Here is an 18,505-nt window from a genome sequence, read left to right as displayed (position 1 = left end):
ATTCAGCTGAATAGCGCACATGCCCTAAAAAGAAAAGCCCCAGTGTTAAGAAGAATTGAATATAGAGATCAGCAAAGTGGCAAGCACTTTAGCTTTCTCAGCAATAACTTTCATTTAGCCGCCTCCACCATTGCGGCGATTTATAAAGATCGTTGGAAAGTTGAGCTGTTCTTTAAGGCGATTAAGCAGAATCTCAAATTAAAAGCGTTTCTAGGCCGCAGCAGGAACGCAATTCAGACACAAATCTGGATTGCGATGATCGCCTATTTATTGGTGAGTTTCGCTCAACATTTAGGAAAAACAGGTTGGACAGTTCAACGTTTACTCAGAATAATTCAAGTGAATTTGTTTGAAAGAAGAACTTTAAAAGCTTTATTTTCACCCGATAAAATACCCATAAAACAAGAGGAAGCTCATTTGAGCTTCCTCTTGTGAAAAATTGTGGGACAGCAATGGCCTGCATCGCAGGCTTTTTTGTTGTCTGGGTTACGTTAAGGTCTCACAATCAATACCGGAATCTCGGACTGGGAAAGGACATTCTGTGCCACGCTGCCCAGCATCAGTTTTTGCAGACCTTTACGGCCATGTGATCCCATGATAATCAGATCGGTCGGAACTTCCTGCGCTGCCTGAAGAATTCCTTCAGAAGGTGCCATACCATGAATGATCTTGGTCGTGACTTGTGTACCATCATGCACAAAATTTGCCTTAATCTCATTTAAAAGATCCAGTGCATGTTGTTCTGCCTGCATGAAATAGTCAGTGACTGCGGGAGCAACCTTATAAAAGTCCACGCCTTTAAATGGGTCTACAGCAATAATACTAACCAATGTCACCTTACTATTAAAAGCTTTGGCCAGCTCACGGGCATGTTCAGCTGCAGCATAGGACATCGAGGATTCATCGAGTGCGACAAGAATATGTTCATAGTTTTGCATGGTGCTTCCTCATTTTTAGAATATGCAGTGAAATGATCATTTAGAAAATGGAGGTTTACTGTAGAAGGGTTCAGACAGAAACACTGCCTGAAAAAATTGCGCACCTTGAAGATGCGCAAATCAGATTATTTTTTAACGATTAACACCGGAATTTGACTGGCGCCAAGAACATCCTGTGCAAAGCTGCCCAGAATCATTTTCTGGAAGCCTTTACGGCCGTGTGAACCCATGACGATTAGATCAGCCTGGGTTTCCTCTGCAGTCTCAGCAATATGTTCGGCATTCACCAGGCCAGTCACAATGCGGGAATCTGCTTCTATACCTTCACTGCCTGCAATTGCAGTGGCTTCTTTTAGGGCATTTTTTGCATTGGCATGAGCCTGAGCAAAATACTCTTTCATAATCGTTGAACTGTAGTAGAAGTCAGCTTCAGTAAAAGGGTCTTCTGCAATCAGGCTAATCAGGGAAAGTTTACTGCCAAATGCCTTGGCAATTTTGGCTGCATGTCGAACTGCAGAAAAGGAAATATCTGAACCGTCTACTGGGACTAAAATATGTTGGTAAGCCATGATTTTTCTCCGCATGTTGTGTGTTTTTTACGCTCTGATTTATTGATAGCACAATGTACCCATGGGTGCAATTGCAAAAAGCTGAAAAATGGCAAAAAATCTTTAAATTACAGGTATTTTCACATAAATGCAGAGATTTGATGAAAGAAAAAACAGAGCAAAAAACTAGGGATTCAGGTTTTATTGATCAAAAATAACAGGATAAATGACGCTGTTTTTCTGGGGATGGTTTAAACTGCCTGGGCTTATTTTTGGGCTGATCGAGGGGGAAGGTTTTGAGGTTTTTTGCTATTCATTTATTGTTGTTCTGTTCAATTATTCTGGCAGGCTGTCAAAATACTGTACAGAACAGCCGGGTCATTGCCAGTGCTTTTAATTTGACCACAGGGATGCAGCAAAAGGTGATGGATCGCTATGCACCAGGTTCGGTCATCGTGCATCAGAATATGGTCTATGAACCGCAGAAAAAGCTCTCTCTGGATCTGTATCAACCACAAAATATCGAAAATATCGGCCCGCAACCAACCATTGTGTGGATTCATGGTGGTGGCTGGATTTCTGGTTCCAAAGAACATGCCCGGGGTTATTTTAAACTTCTGGCTGCGCAAGGTTATAATGTGGTATCGGTCCAATATCAGTTTGCACCTCAAGCCATTTATCCAAGCCAGTTACATCAGATTGATCAGGCCTTGGAGTTTATTACTCAACATGCAGCTGAATACCAGATTGATGCCGAAAATTTATATCTGGCCGGAGATTCTGCCGGGGCGAATCTGGCCAGTCACTATGCTGCACTTTTAACAAATCCCGCCTTTGCCAAACAATCGGATTTTCAACCTTATCTGCAACCTTCCCAGCTTAAAGGTCTGATTCTGCACTGTGGTATTTATGACTTGGAGTCATTCGCCAGTACCGCACCTGATGAAATGAAGATCGTAGAGTGGGGAGTATATAGCCTGATTCAGGCTTATACAGGTGACCGTAAAAATGATGCCGAATTTCTCAAACGTATTTCTCCAATCCAGTATATTACGCCGTCTTATCCGCCAGTATTCATTAGCGGGGGCAACAAGGACTTTCTGACTGATACCCAATCCTTGCCTTTTATCAAAGCTTTAAAAGCGCAGCAGGTTCCAGTGACAGAAGTTTTTTATCCCGAATCTAAAGCCTGGCTGATTCATGAATATCAGTTCTTTATGGGCAAGAAAGAAAGTCAGCAGACTTTTATCAAGACGCTGGATTTTCTGCATCAGCTTTCACCCCTCAACATACAGTTATAAATAATTTATTTCTTAAGACATAACTAAGCTTTGGTTTAGGAAAGACAGATTTGGAGAATGAAAAAAATGAACCCTGCGACTTGGGCATATCTCTTATTGGGTTTGGCTATAATTGCTGAAGTCACTGGATCTACATTTCTAGTGAAATCTGAAGGCTTTACCCATTTGTGGCCTTCTTTAGCGGTGGTCGTTTTATTCTGTATCGCGTTTTATTTGCTGTCTCAGGTGATTAAGGTAATTCCTTTAGGCATTGCTTATGCGATTTGGGCCGGTGTAGGGATCATTCTCACAGCCATTGTCGGTTATATTGTATTTAAGCAGGCGCTGGATCTTCCTGCTTTTATTGGTATTGCCCTGATTATTTCCGGTGTAGTGGTCATTAATCTGTTTTCTCAAACGGCAGGACATTAAAAGAGATAGATATAAGTCTAAGCCAGCTGAGGTTTAAGCCTAAATAGTAAATAAACTATCAAACCAAGCAGTAGGCCCCAGAAAGCTGAACCTATTCCAAAAAACTGGATATTGGATGCACTGAACAGAAAGGTCATCAGTGCGGCTTCCCGGTCATGACTGTCCTGAAAAGCCAGTGCGATGTTATGGCCAATGGTGCCAAACAGGGCAATGCCAGCCAGAACCGTAATCAGAATACCTGGAAAAGCCATCAATAAGCTGGTCAGGGTTGCAGCGAAGAAACCCATCAGGATATAAAACAGACCACAGCTCATACCCGCGATATAACGTTTAGCCGGATCAGGATGGGCTTGTGCATCCAGACTGACTGCTGCGCTAATCGCGGCAAGATTAACACTGAAACAGCCAAAGGGAGCGAGTAGTGCTTGAGTGAGGCCCGTCCAACCTAAAATCGAATTTACCTTGGGTGGATAGCCATAACTTTTAATTACAGCCAGGCCTGGTAAATATTGCGATGCCAGATTAATCACCATTAGCGGAAGAGCTAGTCCTAAAATAGCTTGCAGGCTAAATTCTGGCGTGGTCCATACAGGCTGAGCGATACTCCAGTTCAAATGGGGAAGTGTAAAATCGATAAAGAACGGACAGAGTACAATTGCAAGCAGTACGGTAATGACAATGCTATAACGGGTACTGAGCTTTTTAGAAATGAGATAAATGGCCAGTACAGTGAGCACAAAGCCCCAGGATTGTTGCAGGCTGCCAAATACTGAAATACCAAATTTCAGTAAGACACCAGCCAGCATGGCACTGGTCAGACTTTGTGGAATAAACTGAAAAATCCGGTCAAATATTCCGAAAAATCCCAGACAGGCAATCAGGATACCGCAAATCAGAAAAGCGCCAATCGCTTCGGCCAGACTGTAATGGCCTGCGGAGGCAATAATTAACGCCAGACCGGCTGTCGACCATGCGGTGGAAATCGGATAGCGATATTTCCAGGAAAGCAGCAAGCCGGAAACCCCAATACCTATACCGAGTGCCCATAACCAGGAACTGATTTGCGCTGCATTTGCACCCAGGCTTTGGGCTGCTTCAATGACCAGTACCGCGGATACGCTGATCCCAATCATGCAGGTAATAAAACCCGCCATGATGGCAGGAAAGGAGAGATCTTGTAAAAGTTTAGGCATCATCCATGACACTATTTTTAAATGCGTTTAAATCATACGCTTTTCATATATCAACACAATGTTTTTAACAATTTTAGAAAGAGCTGCTCTTGCCAGAAAGCTGCTAATTTTTAGAAGGTTGAAGTCGCCAGTTTAATTCCGAACCCGCAGAAGAGAATTCCTACTGAAGCAACCCCGCCAGCCGTCAATTTATAATTCTGGTTGAAATAGCTCGCGAGTTTGACCCCGGAAAAGATCAGGATTGAAAGGTAGGTCATGCTGATCAGTTGCAGGATTAAAGCCAAGAGTGCAAAAGTCAGTGCCGGATAAGGGTAAACAGGATCAACAAACTGCACAAAAAAAGACAGGTAGAACAGAATCGCTTTAGGATTTAAAACACTGATTGTTAATGCTGTACGGAAAGGCTGAATCGACTCGACAGTTTCAGAAGTAGCCTTTTTAATCTGGACACGTTGTGACGACTGTTTCGGAAAGAAAGTCTGATAGGCGGCAATGATCAGTTTGATCCCAAGATAACTGAGATAGACAGCACCGATAATTTTCAGGGCAATAAACAGCACGGGGAACGTATGGAGTAAGGAGGCTGCGCCTAACGCCGTACACAGGATCAGAATCAGGTCACCGGTATAAACCCCTAAGGCGCCCATGTAACCGGTCTTGATGCCAAAGCGGGAGGCAATCGACATGACATAGAGGGAATTCGGCCCCGGCAGTAACACAATTAACGTTGTCCCAATGATAAAGGTCGTTAGATCTGTGATACCAAACACGAAGAACTCGCAAAAATGAAAAAAGCCGATGCGGCATTATAGCAACATCGGCCTGGAGAAATTCTATAAATTCGCTGTGAAATTAGGTGGTGCTCAAAAAACTTTCCTTTAATAAAGCCGCCAGTTGTTCACGTGCCTTGATAAAGCCATCGATACCACCTTGCAGTAATTCACTGGCCATCTGGTCCTGTTTCAGTTGTGCATCAAAATCGGCATGACTGATTGGACTCAGTTCACCTTGAGATTGAATATCTTTGGCTGAAAGCTGAGCCTGAACTTCACGCTGATCATTTTCAAGTTGTTCCAGCAAGTTTGGTGCAACAGTCAGTAGATCACAACCGCTGAGGCCCAAAACCTGCTCAATACTACGGAAGCTTGCACCCATGATTTCAGTTTTAATCCCATGCGCTTTATAGAATTCATAAATGCGCTTCACTGAGAGTACGCCCGGATCTTTTTCGATCGGATACGACTCAACACCTTCCGCTTTCTTGTACCAGTCTAGAATGCGGCCGACAAAAGGTGAGATTAAAGTCACTTTGGCATCAGCGCAGGCATGAGCCTGATGCTGACCAAATAATAAGGTCAGGTTGGTATGGATACCTTCTTCTTCCAGTGCTTTCGCTGCCTGAATGCCTTCCCAGGTTGATGCGATCTTAATCAGGATGCGGTCAGAATTAATTCCATATTGATCATACAGCGCGAGTAATTCTTTAGCCTTGGCGATGGTCGCTTCAGTATCAAAAGACAGGGAAGCATCCACTTCAGTCGAAACACGACCTTCAATCAGTTTTAAAATTTCAACACCGAATTTGACGGTCAAAATATCAATCGTGCGTTCAATCAGGGCATTATTCACATAGCTTTCTTGCTGGGCTTGTTGAAAAGCTGCTTCAATCAAGGCCTGATTTTCAGGTTGTTTCGCTGCTGCAGTAATCAGAGATGGATTTGTGGTGGCATCCAGAGGGCGAAATTTCTCAATTGCGCTTAAATCACTGCTATCTGCCACAATAGTCGTCAAGTTTTTTAATTGGTTTAATGCAGTTAATGTCATTACGATCTAGTTCTATGGTTATTGCTTATGCATTCTTATATATCATAAATCATCCTCTTACCAAGTAGACTGTCGTTGAATTTCTGTGATTAATGGTCGGTTTTTCGCTGCTGACGCAAGTGATTAATCAAAAAATGAGCAGCTGTACCCAGTCGAGTCTCCCGGCTCCAGACCAGATCGACAAAATATTCAAATTTTGGGGTGAAATCGAGCAGATGCAAGATCTGTAGCTGCTCCTGCAAATGTGGCTGTTCATTAATCATTTCTAAGGGAAGCACGCCCCAGCCCAAACCTTGCTGGATCATGCTGCAGGCTGAATGATGATTATCAGTGCGCCAGTAATTCCGGGAAAAGAGCAGTTCTGGCTTAATGCTACGATCACGACTGGCAACAACAATCTGTCGGTTTTGTAAAATCTGTTCATAGCTGACCTGGTGAAATTGACTTAATGGATGTTGTTTGGCCGCCACAGCGACCAGTATCTCACGTTTTAATTCTATAAACTGTTCCCGGGTTTCCAGCTGTTCTCGTTCAAACATCAGCGCTAACTGCGCTGAACCTTCAAACAGCATGCGATGAGCATCTTCTTGAGGTGCGCTAAAGACATTAACTTGCAGGGCTGGAAATTCCCGTTCCAGCAAAACGATATAATCGGTCCAGCGGGTATGGAGTAATTCAGACACCACCACAATATTTAATTCAGATTCAAGACCTGAACTGAGCGCAAGCGCATGTTGCTTCCATTGGTTAATTTCAACCAGAAGCTGGTCGGTTTTTTCATATAGTACTTTCGCCTGTGCGGTGGGTTTCGGTTCACGGCCAATGCGTTCAAATAGCACCAGATTAAGATCAATTTCCAGATTGGCAATGGACATGCTCACTGCAGAAGGAACCTTACCAAGTTTACGTGCAGCAGCAGAGAAGGAGCCAGTTTCCATGACCAGTTTAAACATCAGCAGCTGTTCTTGATTAATATTCATGCATTCCATCTTTCATTTTTATTGATAGATTCTAACTCGAATAATCAAATTAAAAGAAATAAAATTCCCTTATCTCCTGACTTGATGAACTGAAATGTTAATTTCGAAAAGAAGACTGATTCATGCCACCTTATATGAAGGCATTTTATTGGTGGTGATTGCCATATTATTGAGTACGCTCATGCATATGCCGCTTGAGGTCACAGGCGCTCTCGGAATTGCGATGGCTGTGACTTCAATGTTCTGGAATATGCTGTTTAATCATTATTTTGAAAAGTTTGAAGCCAAACATTGTCTGAAAAGAACAATCAAAGTGCGGATTGCTCATGCGATTGGATTTGAGGGTGGTTTGATGCTGGCCACGATTCCGATGGTAGCTTATGCATTACAGATCAGTCTGGCGCAGGCTTTTCTTCTGGATTTGGCGATGACATTATGTATTCTGGTGTATACCTTTATTTTCCAGTGGTGCTATGACCACCTTGAGGCCAAAATGGGTCTAGAACCAGACTACCGAAAAGCTTAACTTAAGTCTTTACTAGAGTAATCTCAAATGCTTCGCTAATAATATTGCAATAAAAAACCGCTCATAGAGAGCGGTTTTTTTATATGAGGCTTGGATTATTTTTCAATAATTGCTGTTACGCCTTGACCACCAGCTGCACAGATCGATACAAGCACACGACCTGAACCTTTCTGGTTAATCAGTTTTGCTGCAGTTGCGATAATACGACCGCCAGTTGCTGCAAATGGGTGACCTGCAGCAAGAGAAGAACCTTTTACGTTCAGCTTGGCACGATCAATTGAACCTAGAGGAGCATCCAGACTTAAACGTTCTTTACAGAATTTTGGATCTTCCCAAGCTTTCAGCGTTGAAAGTACTTGCGATGCAAATGCTTCGTGAATTTCATAGTAGTCAAAATCTTGAAGTTTTAGACCAGCACGTTCCAGCATACGAGGAACTGCATAAGCAGGTGCCATCAACAAGCCTTCTTTCTTCTCTACGAAATCAACGGCAGCAGTTTCCTGGAAAGTCAGGTAAGCCAGTACTTCATGGCCATTTGCTTTAGCCCATTCTTCAGAAGCCAATAGCACACAAGACGCACCATCGGTCAGTGGAGTAGAGTTACCCGCAGTCATGGTACGTGCATCGCCTTTACCGAATGCAGGTTTTAGTTTCGCCAGTTTTTCAACTGAAGAATCTGGACGCAAGTTGTTGTCGCGTTCAAGACCCAGGAATGGAGTTACCAGGTCATCAAAGAAACCTTCTTCATAAGCTGCTGCCATTTTTTGATGTGAAGAAGCAGCTAACTCGTCTTGCGCTTCACGGGAAATACCCCATTCCAGTGTAGTAATCGCCTGATGGTCGCCCATAGACAGACCAGTACGTGGCTCACCATTTTTTGGTGCGTCCATCAGGTCTTTCACATTGATTTTAGTCAGGGCTTTTAAACGGTCTTTCGCCGTTTTCGCAATGTTCAGCTCAAGTAATGCTTTACGTAAGCCATCACCGAAAGCGATTGGTGCATCAGAAGTCGTATCTACACCGCCTGCGATCCCCACTTCGATTTGACCTAGAGCAATCTTGTTCGCGATCAGGAAGGCCGCTTGAAGGCCAGTACCACATGCTTGCTGGATGTCATAAGCAGGGGTTTCCGGTGCAAGAGCAGTATCCAGTACACATTCACGCGTCATGTTGAAGTCGCGGCTGTGTTTCAGTACAGCACCTGCAACCACTTCACCTAAGCGTTGACCTTGAAGGTTAAAACGTTCAACCAGACCATTCAGGGCTGCTGTGAACATATCAGTATTGGATGCCGTAAAGTAAGCACCGTTAGAACGTGCAAATGGAATGCGGTTACCACCGATAATAGCAACGCGGCGAACTGTATTTTGGCTCATGTTTGGTTCCTGTTGAACAGAAGTCTGTGTTATAGATGTTGAATCTTGTTGGCTTGAAGTCGTTTTTTTGGTACGTGCAGATGTACTGCGTGTACGTGTGGTTTTAGCCGGACTTTTTTCTGCGGCATTGGCTGTATCAGGATTTTTAGTGCTACGCTTGCTACGCGTTGATGGTTTTGACACAGTTTCTGTCGCAGAGTTCTCGACTGCTGGATTATCTTGAGTTGTTTTGCTCATAAGGCTTTACCAGGCAAATAGATCGTCTTCTTGGCGGTTACATTAGCATAGAAGAAGATAGGCTGTATTGACTACAATGACATTACAGACTGCGCTTAGGTCAAGTCATCTGCCTATTATCTCAAGTATGATTGGGCGGAATCTGGTAGATCTATTGAAATATAAGTGTCTGGCATCATACTGAAGTTTAAGGATAACTTTAGATCAACCAAAAATTAATTTGTATGAGAGATAATAAACATGACTGATCAGTACCAAACTTTTGCAAAATCTCCTATTGGTAAATTTGTCATTAAAAATTTGGGTCTGCCATCCCCAACTTCTTTAGAGCGTTTTGAGTCTGCTACACCTGTAGTCAAAGGCGCGGTATTGTTTGGAGCGGCACCAGCAAGTACCTTGACTGGTGCTATTGCTCAGGTTCTGGCAAATATTCATGCCAATAGCTATGCGGGTAACAATGCTGAACTGCAACAGGCTGCTGCATCAGCTGGACTGAATCTGGGTGCGTTTAATCCGGGCGATAAAGAATCAAAATTCAAAGTTGTCATTTTTGATGCTTCAGGAATCGAAAATTCAGAACAGTTAAAATCACTTTATGATTTCTTCAACCCGATTGCGCGTCAAATCCAAAGTTCTGGCCGTGTCGTGATTGTGGGGACTACGCCTGAAACTGCTAAATCAGTCAGTCAGTCAATTGCTCAACGCGCACTGGAAGGTTTTGTAAAATCTGTGGGTAAAGAGTTTAAAAAGGGTATTGCAGCGAACCTGATCTATGTAGATGCCGGTGCTGAAGCAAACCTTGAGTCTGCTTTACGTTTTGCAGTTTCTCCACGTTCTGCCTATGTTTCTGGTCAGGTGATCCGTGTTACACCTGCTGAAAAAGTGGATGTGGACTGGACTAAACCATTAGCAGGAAAAACTGCTGTAGTGACCGGTGCGAGCCGTGGTATTGGTGAAGCGATTGCGCATGTATTGGCACGTGATGGCGCACATGTCATCTGTCTGGATGTTCCGCAGCAGCAAGCGGACCTCGACCGTGTAGCCGGTGAAATTGGCGGTTCAACTTTAGCCATTGATATTACCGCTACAGATGCAGGTGAAAAAATCAAAGCGGCAGCAGCTGAGCAGGGCGGTCTGGATATTATTGTGCACAATGCCGGTATTACCCGCGACAAGACTTTGGCCAATATGAAACCTGAGCTATGGGATCTGGTGATTAACATCAACCTGTCTGCCATTGAACGTGTAAATGACTATTTAATCTCCAACGATGGTCTAAATGCCAATGGTCGCATTATCTGTGTATCCTCAATTTCAGGTATTGCAGGTAACCTGGGTCAAACCAACTATGCAGCGTCTAAAGCGGGTGTGATTGGTGTGGTGAAATTTACAGCACCAACCTTAAAAAATGGTATAACCATTAATGCTGTTGCACCGGGCTTTATCGAAACACAAATGACGGCTGCGATTCCATTTGCAATCCGTGAAGCAGGCCGCCGTATGAACTCAATGAGCCAAGGTGGTCTACCTGTAGATGTTGCAGAAACAATTGCCATGTTTGCTTCTACGGCTTCAACAGGTTTAAATGGCAACGTGGTTCGTGTCTGTGGTCAAAGCCTGTTAGGGGCTTAATAGATCCCTCCCGATCTCTCTTTATAAAAGAGAGGAGAAGTCCCCCTTTTATAAAGGGGGATTAAAATTCTAAAGAGAAAATTCCAAGAATTCTCAAAACCTCTCCAGTGCTTCACTTTCATACAATGATTGAAGTATGCTCAGGAGAGGTCACTTTATAAAGATAATATTTCCAAAGGTTCAGTATGAATACGCGCCATTTTAGTCAACTTCCAAAACCTTATTTAGCCTATCCAAAAGTGATTCAAGGCTTGATTTTTAAAAAGCCGAAAGCTGAAAAAGTTCTACCGCAAGTTGAATATGTGGTGGATTCATTCAAGGTCGATCAGAAACATTTAAAAGCCTATAATGAAGTATGTGGCTTTAAAAATAATGGTTATATTCCAGCTATTTATTTGACCGTGCTATCTCAAAGTCTGCAAATGCACATGATGACCTCGGAAGCATTTCCGTTCCCGATTTTAGGACTGGTACATATCCGTAATCAGGTCAAGCAGTACCGTAAAGTCGGTGTAAATGAGACTTTAACCCTGTCATGCAAATTTGGTGAGTTACAGCCTCATGACAAAGGTGTTCAGTTTGATTTTATTACCACAGTCAAAGTAGGCAATGAAGTCGTCGTTGAGGCATTAACGACTTATCTTTCACGTCAAAAGACTGATGCTAAAGCTGCTGCAAAATCAGCAGAAAGTAAAGCGCCAGACTATAAGCTGAATACTGAATGGAAAATTTCAGAAAATACCGGCCGCCGTTATGCCATGACTTCAGGTGATTTTAATCTGATTCATATTCATGCTGTTACAGCGAAGGCTTTTGGTTTTAAGCAGGCGATTGCACATGGTATGTGGAGTAAAGCCAAAGCGCTGGCTAATCTGTCATTGCCGGATGCGTATGAAGCCGATGTCTGGTTCAAGCTACCGATGTACTTGCCTTCTAAAGTTGAGTTTCTAACGGCTCAAGCAGCGAATGATACAGATTTCCTGATCCGGAATAGCAAAAACCAGAAGCCGCATGTGACCGGCCATGTAAAAGCGATTTAAATCTAAATCAAAAGCCTAAACTCGATTTAGGCTTTTTCATTTTAAGGGATCAAAATTCTATGGATAGAATGATGCAGCCAATCAAAGATTATCTGTTTGCTGATCAGCATAATTATCAGGGCGATGTTGATACACGTTTTCGCGACCTTGCTCGTCAGTTTAGCCGCTTACAGGATGCACGTACTGATCAGGGTGGTGCAGCACTTGTCGTATATTTTCAGGGACAAAAAGTTGTCGATATTTATACCGGAAAGAAGTCTGCCACAGAAAACTGGCAGCCCGATACCATGTCACTATGCTATTCCACTGGCAAAGGTGTACTAGCAACCCTAGCGCATATTCTGGTCAGTAAAGGTTATCTGGACTATGACAGATCAGTTGCAGAATACTGGCCTGAATTTGCCCAGAAAGGTAAACGCTCTATTACTTTGGCACATATGCTGAGCCATCAAAGTGGTTTGTTTGATATCCGTAATATCATTGATGATGCCACTGAAATGGCTGACTGGTCACACATGCTGGAGCGGATCGCGGCAGCTGAACCACGTTTTCAGACCACGACTGATGCCGCTTATCAACCTTTGACTTTTGGCTGGCAGGTGGGTGGAGTACTGGAAAAGGCAACCGGTAAATCATTAGGCCAATTAATGCAGGAATATTTAGTTCAGCCTCTGCAATTAAATGGTGCCTATTTTAGTGTGCCGCTGGATGAACTGCCTCGAGTTGCGCGACCGATCTTTAAAGCAAAATCTGCATCTCAATCTTCTAAAGGCAAAAGAGTAGTTACACGCAAACCCGGTTTAATGGAGCGTGCTCTGGTCTGGAGTGGCCAGAGCCCCCAAGATTTTCAGGATGGCATGATTCCTAAAGGCATGAAGAATTTTAGCTTCTTTAGTGATGAGGGATTACAGGCGATTATTCCTTCAGCTAATGGCGTCTTTACTGCAGACAGTCTGGCAAAAATCTATGCGATGTTGGCCAATCACGGTGCTTGGCAAGGCCAGCAGTTGATTTCACCTCCAGTATTCCAGCGACTAAGCCAGGTGCAATATACCCGTCGTGATCGGGTGATGCCTGTGCCAATGCACTGGCGTCTGGGTTATCACCGTATTTTGACATTGGGTAAAGCCTCTACAGGTTTTGGTCATATGGGCTTTAACGGTTCTGGTGCCTGGTGTGATCCGGAACGCGGTTTAAGTTTTGCCTATACCCATAACTTCCCAACAGGTTCATTAACTGGAGATTACCGTCTTTGGGGGCTGACGCAGGAAACTTTGCGCTGTGCTGATGCGGTATTGACGGGAAGAAAAGGCTGGCGCTAACTGAATATCCTTGATTTGGGAGTTTAGTCAGTCATTTAAAATATGCTATTTTGTGGCAAATTCCAGTGCTGCGAAATGAAACCATGAAAAAAGTAATACTGATTCCCTTAGTGGCAACCGGTGCTTTATTCGGTTGTCAGGATCAAACCCAATCAGCTAAAAATACTATTGTTGAAGCCAAGGCACAGATTCCAGCATGGGCGGGAGAGTATCAGGGTACAACTCCTTGCATGGGCTGCTTGTCCCGTTGTGATGATTGTCCGGGCATGGCTGTCATGCTAACTCTGCACGAAGATCAAACTTATACTTTAGAACGTGAAAGCCTGAGTGGTCATAATGAGGTGGAAACCTTTAGTGGCCCGATTCGTTTCCAAGATGATTCTCATCAGAAAATTGAGCTGGTGAATGTAGCGACTCGTAATTTACTGTATGTTGATTTGGAAGAGCATGTGTTGGAAATCCGTGAAGACAAAAGCGGTAAACGCTACCAGATGCAGAGTGATTTTATTTTAGGGCGATTCGCTTAAACAGATTCAACCCAATCCTTTATCTTTGATCAGAAATTTTTATTTCTAAGATTGTATTAATCCGCTCAAATAGAGCGAAAATCAATAGATATTTTATTTTCCAAATATACTAAAAATATCCTGATATTTCAGTCAGGCATAAAAATGGAGCAAACAGCTTCGAGATAGTTGATTTAAATCAGATTGATAGGTCTATCTCTCCAGATCATAACTGATTAATTCATTCACTATTTTATAAAAAAACAGTATGCTTAGACCTGTAAAAAGGAGCATACATGTATCAAGTACTTGCGCGAAAATACCGTCCCCGCAATTTCAACGAATTGGTCGGTCAAAACCATGTTTCACGTGCCTTAACCAGCGCACTGGAGCGTGGCCGTTTGCACCATGCCTATTTGTTTACGGGAACGCGTGGTGTTGGTAAAACCACGATTGCACGTATTTTGGCGAAGTGCTTGAACTGTGAAACCGGTATTACTTCGACTCCTTGTGAGGTATGTCCGACCTGTACCGCCGTCAATGAAGGCCGTTTTATTGACCTGATTGAGATCGATGCGGCATCACGTACCAAAGTCGAAGATACCCGTGAGCTGCTGGACAATGTCCCTTATGCGCCAACTCAGGGTCGTTTCAAGGTTTATCTGATCGATGAAGTACATATGCTGTCCACGCATTCCTTCAATGCTCTATTAAAGACACTGGAAGAACCACCGGAGCATGTCAAATTCCTGTTCGCAACCACAGATCCACAAAAGTTGCCGATTACAGTTATTTCTCGCTGTCTGCAATTCACTTTGCGTCCATTGGCTGTCGATGAAATTACCGAACATCTGGGCAATATCCTGACGAAAGAAAGCATTCAGGCTGATCAGGATGCGATCTGGCAGATTGCAGAATCAGCACAGGGCTCGCTTCGTGATGCCTTATCCTTAACAGATCAGGCGATTGCCTATGGTCAGGGGGCTATCCAGCATCAGGATGTCAAAGACATGCTGGGCTTGATCGACCGAACCATCATCTATGATCTGATTCTGGCGATTCATCAGAACCAGAAAGCACGTGTTAGCGAATTATTATTGCAATTCCGTCAGCAGGCGCTGGATGTATCACTGGTATTAGATCAGTTGATTTCTACCTTGCATGAACTGGCTTTATTACAATACCTGCCAGATTTAAGCCTGAAATACAGTGCCGAGATCAATCAAAAGATCATGCAGTTATCGGCTTTGATTTCAGCACAAGATTTGCAACTGTATTATCAGATTGCCTGTAAAGGCCGGGCTGACCTACAGCTTGCGGTTACGCAGGAGCAAGGCTTTGAGATGACGGTGCTGCGTTTGCTAGCCTTCCGTCCGCTACAGCCAAATGAAATTCCAACTAATACAGCTCAGATACAACAAGCTGTAGCTGCTGCTTCAGCTCCACAACAAAATCAGATAACGCAGCAGGAAAGTGCGCCGGTTGCTCAAGCTACTGGAGAAGATTTTTCATTAGATGCTGGCTATGAAGACGAGCAGGATAATCATCCAGTCACTGCACAGTCTGAACCATCTTCGGATGATTTTCTGGATGAAGACGAGCCAGAAACCAATTCTGAGCCTCAAGTTATACAAGCTGAATCAACTAGGGTAGAACAATCTGAGTCTGATCAAATTGTATTTGATCCAAATCTGGAAGATGGTCTGTTTGGTTTTGACGATGTTCATGCAGAACCTGTTCCATCCAGCCCTGAAGCCAGCAGTGATGATTTCCTCTTAGAAGAATTCATTCCTGAAAATGATACTGCTGCACCAGTAGAACAAGAACCGGAGTTTAATCTGGATGCCTCGACTCCTGAATCAGAACAAGTGACTCATAAAGCAGATGAAAGCCAGCCGGAAATTTCTACTCAGACAGAGGCTGCATCAACTCAGATTGCAAATACAAATATTTCTACAGACCGTAATCTGATGCCGCAGGATATTCTGCAAATTCCGGTACAGGATATGCAGGGTGAATGGACGGTAGAAAAATGGGAATTCTGGTTCCGTAATAGCCAGTTATCTCCGGCAGTTCAGGAACTGGCTCAGTATGGCATCATGACCGGCCAGATTAATGCAGCATCGGTCTTCCATATTCCAGAGCGTTATCAGCCGCTTTTGTCGCAGCTACAACATCATCTGGAAGCAGCTTTGCGGGAACAATGGCCGCAGACCATTTTCCAGGTGAAGTTTGAAGATGTAGAGCAGTTAACGCCATATACCATGCAGCAAGAACGTAAAGTACGCGCTTTTAAACGCGCAGAAGAGCTGCTGCATGCTGAACCGGCTGTACGTGACTTGCTGGAACAGTTTGATGGTGAGTTGCACAATATTCAGCTGAAATAAAATAATTTTAGGCTGAGACAAAACGTGCTAAAGCATCCCGCATTTCAGTTGGAATCGGGGTGCTTTTTCGTGTGTAGCGATCGACAAACACATGTACAAAACTGCCTTGAGCGGCTGCCGTATCAGAATTCATTTTGAAGATTGCCAGATCATAGCTGAGAGAACTATTCCCCATTTTTTCTATGGCGACACCTACCTCAATAATTTCCGGATAAGACAGTTCCTGATTGAACTGGCATTGCGAGCTGACCACCAGTCCAATCATTGGAGAATATTTGGGATCAAATGCGGCTTCCTGAATCAAAAGGGCATTCGCGGCCGTATCAAAATAGCTGTAATAAGTGACATTATTGACATGGCCATACAGGTCATTGTCCGCCCAACGAGTCTGTATCGGCAGAAAAAATGAATAATGTTCGCGTTGTTTAAGAGCTGCTTTCATATTTTTAAATAACTTGTAGTAGCTAGATCTGCTAAGTTGAAAATAATCTGAAACTTAATAAATCGCCTGATAAATGTTGTAAGCATCTTCCAGAGTAAGTTCACGTGGATTGTTCTGTAACAGGCGGCTCTGTTTCATGGCATCTTCGGCCATGATCATCAGCATATGTTCAGGAATTCCTAACTGTTTGAGTTTTAGGGTTAAGCCACTTTTTACCAGATGGTTATTAAAATGATCAATAAACAAGTCAGTCAGGCCATCGTGACAGCCTTTGCTTTGCGGATCTAACCAGCACATCAGTTCGGCATAGAGCGCCTTGGCATCTGGTGTATTAAATTTCATTACCTCAGTTAATACCAGTGCATTACTATGTCCATGCGAGATATGGAAATGTCCACCTAGCGGATAAGCCAAAGCATGCACCGCACCCACTGGTGCATTGGCAAAGGCCTGACCTGCCAGCATAGAACCAACCAGCATGTTTTGACGTGCGTCCAGATCCTGCCCATCGTCCAGCACACGTTGCAGATTGGCATTTAACAGTTTCAAAGCATGCTTGGCCAGCATATCGGAATAAGGATTTTTTTTGATTTTAGAGGTATAAGCCTCAATAGCATGAACCATGGCATCAATGCCAGTCGCAGCAGTAATTAAGGGCGGCAGATTCTGGGTAAAGGTTGCATCCAGAATAGCAGTATCTGCAAACAGGATCGGTGCCACAATTCCGGTTTTGGTAGTTTCACCTGTAGTGACAATTGAAATCGGAGTAACTTCAGATCCCGTACCTGCAGTGGTAGGAACCAAAATCAAGGGCAAACGGGGGCCAGTAGCCTGATTTACGCCATACAGATCAGACAAAGATTGGTGCTGTGACGGATGACTCAAGATTGCAATCAGCTTGGCGACATCCATAGAGCTGCCACCACCAAAGCCAATCACGATATCGACATTTTCCTGTTTGGCAAAATCTGCTGCTTCAAGCACTACATGCTCAGGTGGATCGGCCTGTACATCGGAATAAATTGCATAATCCAGTCCCGCATCTTCAATAATTTCCAGAATAGGCAGGTGTAATTGATGCTGTAGCATGCCTGGATCAGTGACCAGTAAAACACGCTGATAACGGCCCTGTTTGAGAATAGAGGATAATTCCTGAATCGTGCCGAGGCCGGCGATGATGTTGGGAACGGTTTGAAACTGAAATCGATTCATGTCTTTATCCTTTAATTTTTATCGCAAATACAAAATTATTATGGGGCGGTGATATAGGATTCATCAGGTAAATAACTTAACATAAGTATCTTGAAAATGATTAACTCTGAGGTTGTTTATGTCATCCAGAACGCCATATAAGGTGTTATGTGTTTGTTTGGGAAATATTTGTCGTTCTCCCACGGCAGAAGTGGTACTCAGACATTATTGTGATGAACAGAAACTCGATATTGTGGTCGACTCAGCAGGAACCAGTAATTACCATCCGGGGAAAGCACCTGATTTGCGTAGCCAGCAACATGCCTTAAAACGGGGTTATGATCTTTCTGGCCTGCGTGCGCGTCAACTCAAAACCCATGATTTTATTGATTATGATCTGATTCTAGCGATGGATCTGGAAAATCTGGCAGATATTCAGGCGCTCCAGCATCAGGCAGAGGCAGAATTCGGACGCCTGCGTGCCCAGGTTGCTTTAATGAGTGAACATGATCAGCACTATCCAAAACAGGCTTTGCCAGATCCATATTATGGCGGGGCAGATGGTTTTGAACGTGTCCTGAACCAATGTGAGTCCAGCAGTCGGGCCTGGGTAGAAATTTTTAAACAACATCAAACAGAAAAGGTTTAAGT

Annotated in this window: 20 protein-coding genes; 11 read left to right on the top strand and 9 right to left on the bottom strand. The window is 43.6% G+C overall.

Annotation, left to right across the window (positions count from 1 at the left end; genetic code table 11):
• The coding region (locus tag FTV31_RS03655; protein ID WP_180013062.1) for a transposase at positions 1-435 on the top strand (435 nt) is incomplete at its 5' end.
• A 56-nt stretch (positions 436-491) separates the two neighbouring features.
• On the opposite strand, the gene FTV31_RS03650 is transcribed toward FTV31_RS03655, so the two are convergent.
• Positions 492-938, bottom strand: coding sequence for a universal stress protein (locus FTV31_RS03650; protein WP_104425970.1), 447 nt, complete (start codon positions 936-938; stop codon positions 492-494).
• A 125-nt stretch (positions 939-1,063) separates the two neighbouring features.
• Entirely contained in the window at positions 1,064-1,507 is a 444-nt protein-coding gene (locus FTV31_RS03645) for a universal stress protein (RefSeq protein ID WP_125279008.1), read from the bottom strand.
• 71 nt (positions 1,508-1,578) lie between these two features.
• On the opposite strand from FTV31_RS03645, the gene FTV31_RS17265 reads away from it, so the two are divergent.
• The 3 genes from FTV31_RS17265 (at position 1,579) to FTV31_RS03635 (ending at position 3,198) form a co-directional block, all read left to right on the top strand.
• A complete protein-coding gene (locus tag FTV31_RS17265; RefSeq protein WP_257227141.1) occupies positions 1,579-1,704 on the top strand; it encodes a hypothetical protein in 126 nt (41 codons plus the stop codon).
• A 78-nt stretch (positions 1,705-1,782) separates the two neighbouring features.
• Positions 1,783-2,787 carry an alpha/beta hydrolase gene (locus FTV31_RS03640; protein WP_180013060.1) on the top strand — a complete coding sequence of 335 codons (1,005 nt, stop codon included), beginning with the start codon at positions 1,783-1,785 and terminating at the stop codon, positions 2,785-2,787.
• A 66-nt stretch (positions 2,788-2,853) separates the two neighbouring features.
• Positions 2,854-3,198 carry an SMR family transporter gene (locus tag FTV31_RS03635; protein WP_180013076.1) on the top strand — a complete coding sequence of 115 codons (345 nt, stop codon included), beginning with the start codon at positions 2,854-2,856 and terminating at the stop codon, positions 3,196-3,198.
• A gap of 17 nt (positions 3,199-3,215) precedes the next feature.
• On the opposite strand, the gene FTV31_RS03630 is transcribed toward FTV31_RS03635, so the two are convergent.
• The 4 genes from FTV31_RS03630 to FTV31_RS03615 form a co-directional block, all read right to left on the bottom strand.
• The gene (locus FTV31_RS03630; RefSeq protein ID WP_180013074.1) at positions 3,216-4,391 is read right to left on the bottom strand and encodes a benzoate/H(+) symporter BenE family transporter; all 1,176 of its coding nucleotides are present in this window, start codon (positions 4,389-4,391) and stop codon (positions 3,216-3,218) included.
• Between the two features lie 110 nt (positions 4,392-4,501).
• Positions 4,502-5,161 carry a leucine efflux protein LeuE gene (leuE, locus tag FTV31_RS03625; protein WP_180013058.1) on the bottom strand — a complete coding sequence of 220 codons (660 nt, stop codon included), beginning with the start codon at positions 5,159-5,161 and terminating at the stop codon, positions 4,502-4,504.
• Positions 5,162-5,243: 82 nt separating this feature from the next.
• Positions 5,244-6,215 (bottom strand): transaldolase, encoded by a 972-nt coding sequence (gene tal, locus FTV31_RS03620; protein ID WP_180013056.1) that lies wholly within the window; start codon positions 6,213-6,215, stop codon positions 5,244-5,246.
• A gap of 89 nt (positions 6,216-6,304) precedes the next feature.
• Positions 6,305-7,195, bottom strand: coding sequence for a LysR family transcriptional regulator (locus FTV31_RS03615; protein ID WP_180013054.1), 891 nt, complete (start codon positions 7,193-7,195; stop codon positions 6,305-6,307).
• Positions 7,196-7,289: 94 nt separating this feature from the next.
• Here FTV31_RS03615 and aceI point away from each other — a divergent pair, with 94 nt between their 5' ends.
• The gene (gene aceI / locus FTV31_RS03610) at positions 7,290-7,721 is read left to right on the top strand and encodes a chlorhexidine efflux PACE transporter AceI (RefSeq protein WP_004783926.1); all 432 of its coding nucleotides are present in this window, start codon (positions 7,290-7,292) and stop codon (positions 7,719-7,721) included.
• Positions 7,722-7,816: 95 nt separating this feature from the next.
• Here aceI and FTV31_RS03605 read toward each other — a convergent pair whose 3' ends face one another.
• Positions 7,817-9,334 carry an acetyl-CoA C-acetyltransferase gene (locus tag FTV31_RS03605; RefSeq protein ID WP_180013052.1) on the bottom strand — a complete coding sequence of 506 codons (1,518 nt, stop codon included), beginning with the start codon at positions 9,332-9,334 and terminating at the stop codon, positions 7,817-7,819.
• A 240-nt stretch (positions 9,335-9,574) separates the two neighbouring features.
• Here FTV31_RS03605 and FTV31_RS03600 point away from each other — a divergent pair, with 240 nt between their 5' ends.
• The 5 genes from FTV31_RS03600 (at position 9,575) to dnaX (ending at position 16,221) form a co-directional block, all read left to right on the top strand.
• Positions 9,575-10,966: a 3-oxoacyl-ACP reductase gene (locus FTV31_RS03600; protein ID WP_180013050.1), complete on the top strand. Its 1,392-nt coding sequence runs from the start codon at positions 9,575-9,577 to the stop codon at positions 10,964-10,966.
• Between the two features lie 185 nt (positions 10,967-11,151).
• The gene (locus FTV31_RS03595) at positions 11,152-12,006 is read left to right on the top strand and encodes a MaoC/PaaZ C-terminal domain-containing protein (RefSeq protein ID WP_159123195.1); all 855 of its coding nucleotides are present in this window, start codon (positions 11,152-11,154) and stop codon (positions 12,004-12,006) included.
• A 59-nt stretch (positions 12,007-12,065) separates the two neighbouring features.
• Complete coding sequence (locus FTV31_RS03590) at positions 12,066-13,328, top strand: serine hydrolase (protein WP_180013048.1); 1,263 nt, start codon at positions 12,066-12,068, stop codon at positions 13,326-13,328.
• An 83-nt stretch (positions 13,329-13,411) separates the two neighbouring features.
• Positions 13,412-13,855 (top strand): copper resistance protein NlpE N-terminal domain-containing protein, encoded by a 444-nt coding sequence (locus FTV31_RS03585; RefSeq protein ID WP_004783916.1) that lies wholly within the window; start codon positions 13,412-13,414, stop codon positions 13,853-13,855.
• Between the two features lie 275 nt (positions 13,856-14,130).
• A complete protein-coding gene (dnaX, locus tag FTV31_RS03580) occupies positions 14,131-16,221 on the top strand; it encodes a DNA polymerase III subunit gamma/tau (RefSeq protein ID WP_180013046.1) in 2,091 nt (696 codons plus the stop codon).
• A gap of 7 nt (positions 16,222-16,228) precedes the next feature.
• Here dnaX and FTV31_RS03575 read toward each other — a convergent pair whose 3' ends face one another.
• On the bottom strand, positions 16,229-16,663 hold the full coding sequence (locus tag FTV31_RS03575; protein ID WP_180013044.1) for a thioesterase family protein: 435 nt from the start codon (positions 16,661-16,663) through the stop codon (positions 16,229-16,231).
• 54 nt (positions 16,664-16,717) lie between these two features.
• Positions 16,718-17,875 carry an iron-containing alcohol dehydrogenase gene (locus FTV31_RS03570; protein ID WP_180013043.1) on the bottom strand — a complete coding sequence of 386 codons (1,158 nt, stop codon included), beginning with the start codon at positions 17,873-17,875 and terminating at the stop codon, positions 16,718-16,720.
• A gap of 118 nt (positions 17,876-17,993) precedes the next feature.
• On the opposite strand from FTV31_RS03570, the gene FTV31_RS03565 reads away from it, so the two are divergent.
• Positions 17,994-18,503: a low molecular weight protein-tyrosine-phosphatase gene (locus FTV31_RS03565; RefSeq protein ID WP_004783908.1), complete on the top strand. Its 510-nt coding sequence runs from the start codon at positions 17,994-17,996 to the stop codon at positions 18,501-18,503.
• Positions 18,504-18,505: the final 2 nt, after the last annotated feature.

This window comes from Acinetobacter sp. YH16031, from assembly GCF_013417335.1.
Classification (GTDB): Bacteria; Pseudomonadota; Gammaproteobacteria; order Pseudomonadales; family Moraxellaceae; genus Acinetobacter.
Note: the sequence above shows the minus strand (reverse complement) of the source record. Positions and strands in the feature narration are given on the sequence as shown.

Excerpts from the sequence above, each read along its gene's own strand:
- FTV31_RS03650 (WP_104425970.1), bottom strand. The coding sequence starts at position 938 with ATGCAAAACTATGAACATATTCTTGTCGCACTCGATGAATCCTCGATG.
- FTV31_RS03645 (WP_125279008.1), bottom strand. The coding sequence starts at position 1,507 with ATGGCTTACCAACATATTTTAGTCCCAGTAGACGGTTCAGATATTTCC.
- FTV31_RS03635 (WP_180013076.1), top strand. The coding sequence starts at position 2,854 with ATGAACCCTGCGACTTGGGCATATCTCTTATTGGGTTTGGCTATAATT.
- FTV31_RS03630 (WP_180013074.1), bottom strand. The coding sequence starts at position 4,391 with ATGCCTAAACTTTTACAAGATCTCTCCTTTCCTGCCATCATGGCGGGT.
- tal (WP_180013056.1), bottom strand. The coding sequence starts at position 6,215 with ATGACATTAACTGCATTAAACCAATTAAAAAACTTGACGACTATTGTG.
- FTV31_RS03615 (WP_180013054.1), bottom strand. The coding sequence starts at position 7,195 with ATGAATATTAATCAAGAACAGCTGCTGATGTTTAAACTGGTCATGGAA.
- aceI (WP_004783926.1), top strand. The coding sequence starts at position 7,290 with ATGTTAATTTCGAAAAGAAGACTGATTCATGCCACCTTATATGAAGGC.
- FTV31_RS03605 (WP_180013052.1), bottom strand. The coding sequence starts at position 9,334 with ATGAGCAAAACAACTCAAGATAATCCAGCAGTCGAGAACTCTGCGACA.
- FTV31_RS03600 (WP_180013050.1), top strand. The coding sequence starts at position 9,575 with ATGACTGATCAGTACCAAACTTTTGCAAAATCTCCTATTGGTAAATTT.
- FTV31_RS03595 (WP_159123195.1), top strand. The coding sequence starts at position 11,152 with ATGAATACGCGCCATTTTAGTCAACTTCCAAAACCTTATTTAGCCTAT.
- FTV31_RS03590 (WP_180013048.1), top strand. The coding sequence starts at position 12,066 with ATGGATAGAATGATGCAGCCAATCAAAGATTATCTGTTTGCTGATCAG.
- FTV31_RS03585 (WP_004783916.1), top strand. The coding sequence starts at position 13,412 with ATGAAAAAAGTAATACTGATTCCCTTAGTGGCAACCGGTGCTTTATTC.
- dnaX (WP_180013046.1), top strand. The coding sequence starts at position 14,131 with ATGTATCAAGTACTTGCGCGAAAATACCGTCCCCGCAATTTCAACGAA.
- FTV31_RS03575 (WP_180013044.1), bottom strand. The coding sequence starts at position 16,663 with ATGAAAGCAGCTCTTAAACAACGCGAACATTATTCATTTTTTCTGCCG.
- FTV31_RS03570 (WP_180013043.1), bottom strand. The coding sequence starts at position 17,875 with ATGAATCGATTTCAGTTTCAAACCGTTCCCAACATCATCGCCGGCCTC.
- FTV31_RS03565 (WP_004783908.1), top strand. The coding sequence starts at position 17,994 with ATGTCATCCAGAACGCCATATAAGGTGTTATGTGTTTGTTTGGGAAAT.